Source organism: Schnuerera sp. (genome assembly GCF_035459645.1).
Classification (GTDB): Bacteria; Bacillota; Clostridia; order Tissierellales; family Tepidimicrobiaceae; genus Schnuerera.
In genome coordinates this window covers 1-4,020 of record NZ_DATHXO010000035.1, presented here as the reverse complement: position 1 = coordinate 4,020, position 4,020 = coordinate 1, and the positions used below count along the sequence as shown (strand labels likewise).

Annotated in this window: 4 protein-coding genes; 1 reads left to right on the top strand and 3 read right to left on the bottom strand. The window is 30.4% G+C overall.

Going from position 1 to position 4,020, the window contains the following annotated elements:
• Positions 1–57: 57 nt before the first annotated feature.
• Positions 58–954, bottom strand: coding sequence for an RluA family pseudouridine synthase (locus tag VK998_RS00825; protein ID WP_325224416.1), 897 nt, complete (start codon positions 952–954; stop codon positions 58–60).
• A gap of 103 nt (positions 955–1,057) precedes the next feature.
• On the opposite strand from VK998_RS00825, the gene VK998_RS00820 reads away from it, so the two are divergent.
• Positions 1,058–1,873, top strand: coding sequence for an NAD(+)/NADH kinase (locus tag VK998_RS00820; protein WP_325224413.1), 816 nt, complete (start codon positions 1,058–1,060; stop codon positions 1,871–1,873).
• Between the two features lie 184 nt (positions 1,874–2,057).
• On the opposite strand, the gene VK998_RS00815 is transcribed toward VK998_RS00820, so the two are convergent.
• Together VK998_RS00815 and VK998_RS00810 are read right to left on the bottom strand one after the other, a co-directional pair.
• Positions 2,058–3,461: a peptidoglycan D,D-transpeptidase FtsI family protein gene (locus VK998_RS00815; RefSeq protein ID WP_325224411.1), complete on the bottom strand. Its 1,404-nt coding sequence runs from the start codon at positions 3,459–3,461 to the stop codon at positions 2,058–2,060.
• The coding region (locus VK998_RS00810; RefSeq protein ID WP_325224409.1) for an FtsW/RodA/SpoVE family cell cycle protein at positions 3,445–4,020 on the bottom strand (576 nt) is incomplete at its 5' end. The genes VK998_RS00815 and VK998_RS00810, both read right to left, overlap by 17 nt.

The following is a 4,020-nucleotide window of genomic DNA, read 5'->3' as shown; positions in this document are numbered from 1 at the left end:
ATAATATATGAGCTTTAGCAACTTGCTCATAATGCTAAAGCTCATATATAATAATGATTATTTCAAGTGATTAATTAAATTTTGGATATCTTTAGGCATAGGTGCTTTTAATTCTATATCTTTTTTGCTTCTAGGAAGTTTAACTTTTAGATAATAAGAGTGTAAAGCTTGTCTATCGATATATTCACTAGGCTTGTAGTATAAAGTATCTCCAATAATTGGATGTCCTAAATAGTTTAAATGTACCCTTATTTGATGACTTCTGCCAGTTAATATTTGTACATCCAAAAGGCTAGAATTTCTATATCTTTCTATTACTTTATATTTTGTTATTGCTTTTTTCCCATTTTGGGTTACAAGCTTTCTAATGCTTCTTTCTTCTTCTCTTCCTATAGGTAAATCTATAGTATCCTGGTCTTTTTTTACAATCCCTGCTACTACAACCATATATTTCTTCACTACTTCATTATTTTCAAATTGTAATGCCATTTGTTGATGGGCAAAGGAAGATTTAGCTACTAATAGTATTCCAGATGTATCCATATCCAATCTATTTACAAACCTTATCTTTCTATTTATTCCTTTTGTTTTAAAATAATGACTTATGCCATTGGATATCGTATGGTTTTGATGGCTTTTAGTTTGATGTACTACCATATAGGGTTGTTTATTTAAAACCAACAAATCCATATCTTCAAAGATAATATCTAAGGGAATAGGTTCCGGTAAAGTATTTTCAATTTCATCTTCTATTTTTAAAGATACAATATCCCCTGGTCCTACTAATGTATTTTTTCTTTTTGATTCTCCGTTAATAAATATATTTTTAGACCTATATAGCCTTCTAAATAGTCTTCCTGAAATTTCTTTTTTAGATAAGAATTTTTCTAAAGTTTCTCCATTTTCATCAACAATAAATACGATTACATTTTCACTGTCATTCAATAAATTCATCTTTCCCTCCAAATTTTAGTACTTTTGTTGTATAATATAGCTACAGTTTATTATACCAATAATATAATAAATTCAAATGACATACAAGTTTGGAGGGAAAATTTTGAATCCTACTAAGAAAAAAAGGATTATAAATGTTATTTCTAACAATAATCCAACCTCAAAAAAAACTTTTAATTTGTTAATCAAAAAATTGAAGGAAAAAAACTTTGTAGTACCAGAAAAATACGATAGCCAGGCTGAGCTAAATATCTGTATTGGTGGAGATGGCGCTTTTCTAAGAACGGTGCACAAATATAATTTCCCTAATGTACCTTTTGTTGGAATTAACACTGGACACTTAGGTTTTTTTCAGGAAATACTACCAGAGCATATTGATGAGTTCATTGATAAGTACATTAATAAGGATTATACAGTTGAAGAAATCTATTTGGTAAAGGCTAATATATGTACTCACACAAATTGCTTTGAATTATTTGGTTTAAATGAAATAGTCATTAAAGGTATTCAATCTAAAGTAGTCCATCTAGAAATATTTATTGACGGAAATCATTTAGAGAAGTTCTGTGGAGATGGAATAATTATATCTACCCCTGTTGGAAGTACCGCTTATAATTTTTCTACTGGTGGTGGTATAATATATCCTTCATTAAAGACTTTACAAATTACTCCTCTATCACCTATAAGCTCCAGGGCTTATCGCTCTTTACCAAATAGTGCTATTATACCGGGAGATATTCCCATTACCATTAAACCTGAATATCGTTATGAAAACTCTATTTTAATCGTCGTTGACGGTTTTGAAATTAGGTATGATGATATAACAGAAATAGATTTTATAATTCCTAAAAAGACTATATATAAATTAAACTTCGACAAAAATATGTATTGGAACAATTTGAAAAGTAAATTCTTGTAAAATTTTAAAAAAGGACAGATATCTGGAGACCAGTGAAAAAGAGCTTAATTTGTCATTCTGAGTATTAACGAAGAATCTATAAATGACACAAATGCAAGATCCTTTATTTCCCATTCAGGATGACAATCTGACTTTTTCAAGTAGTCTCTAGAGCTGCCCTTTAGTTGTTTTCTATATAATCTTATTATTTTATAGTATTTAGTGCTTCTATCATTATATTCCTAGCTATTGGTGCTGCTGTTTGACCGCCAGTAGTACCATCCTCTTCTAAAGCCACTGCCACTGCAATTTTAGGATTATCAGCAGGTGCAAAGCCTATAAACCAAGCATGAGCTTTACCTGAAGTGTTTTCTGCGGTACCAGTTTTACCTGCTACCCTAATGTTTTTAATGCTTGCATTTTTTGATGTTCCCCTCTTCACACCCTCAACCATCATGTTTTTTACTTCATTTGCTGTAAATATATCTGCGCCTCTAGATATAATTTGAGGCTGATTATTCTTTATCACCTTTCCTTCTGGTGATATAATTTCTTTAACTAATACAGGTCTTACAATATCCCCTTTATTAGCAATACCAGAGGCTATCAACGCCATATTTAAAGGTGTCATCAAAATCTTGCCTTGACCAATGCTTGAAGCTGCAATGTCTGTTTTACCTATATTTTCCTTATAGGGAAAAGTAGATTTTGCTACTGGTATATCAAAAGGAATTTTTTTATTCACCATGAACCTATCAGCAACTTCTCCTAATTTATCCTTTCCAATTAACACACCTTTTTCAGCAAAATAAGTGTTGCAAGATTTGACTAATGCATCTTCTAAATTCAATTTACCATGTGCTTTTCCATTATAATCCTTTAACTCATAACCATCAATTATTGTACTGCCAGTGCATTCATATTCTCTATCTAAATCTGTTGTTTCTATAGCTGCAATAGTAGTTATAACCTTAAATGTGGAGCCAGGAGTATATAATCCAGAAGTAGCTCTATTCAATAATGGGCTATTTTCATCTTCAACAATATTATTCCAGTTTTCTTTAAGAGTTGAAGGATTAAAATCCGGCAAACTTACCATAGCATATACTTCCCCCGTAATAGGGTTCATAGCTACTATCGATCCTTTTTTCCCATTTAGAAGTTTCCTACTATATTCTTGAAGATGATGGTCTATAGTAAGCTTTAAAGTATTCCCTTCCGTATTTGGAATTACAATGTTTTTCAACTCATTTAAAGTAGTAGAGTCACTAACGTTTAATAACGCATTATTATATTCTAATTCTAATCCTGCTTTCCCATATTCTCTATAACTATAGCCAATAATATGACTATATAAATTTCCATGATTATAAAATCTTTTATAAGATTCTCCATCCTTTTCGCTATAAGCTAGTATTTTCCCATTTCTTTCTATAATAGATCCCCTTAGAATTTTTTCTTCATTTATCCATAACCTTTTATTATAACTATTCATTTTTACAGATTCAGCCTTGAAAATTTGAAAATAGCTTAAATATACTACTAAACTAATAAACAAAATACAAATTCCAGTTAGTACTGTAATTATCCTTTTAAGTTCTTTGTCCATCTTTATCCTCCTCTAAATCCAATTCTTCTGATGCTACTTGAAGAATTCCTAAAGCTATAAAGCTCGATAGCATAGAACTGCCCCCATAACTTACAAAGGGAATGGTAATACCTGTTAAAGGAATCATTTTTAGAACTCCACCGAATATTATAAAAGATTGGATTCCAAATAATATGCTTATGCCTAAAGCAACTATTCTAAAAAACTTGTTCTGTTGGTTAATTGCAATTTTGAACCCTCTATAAACCAATATTAAAAATAACATTATAATCCCAATCCCAGTGAATATTCCCATTTCTTCACATATGGCAGAAAAAATAAAATCTGTATGAACCTCTGGAATAAAATCTGGATGTCCTAAACCAATTCCAGTTCCAAAGAAGCCGCCCTCAGCAATAGCAAATAAAGATTGGGTTATTTGATATCCTTTATTATCAATAAATTTCCATGGATTTAGCCAAGTTTCAAATCTAACTTTTACATGAGGAAAGATAAAATATCCTATTAACCCAGATACTACAAAAATTATGAGATTATATAATACTAATCTTCTATCTTC

Bases quoted from the DNA above. Each gene is read 5' to 3' on its own strand.
- VK998_RS00825 (WP_325224416.1), bottom strand. From the start codon at position 954: ATGAATTTATTGAATGACAGTGAAAATGTAATCGTATTTATTGTTGAT.
- VK998_RS00815 (WP_325224411.1), bottom strand. From the start codon at position 3,461: ATGGACAAAGAACTTAAAAGGATAATTACAGTACTAACTGGAATTTGT.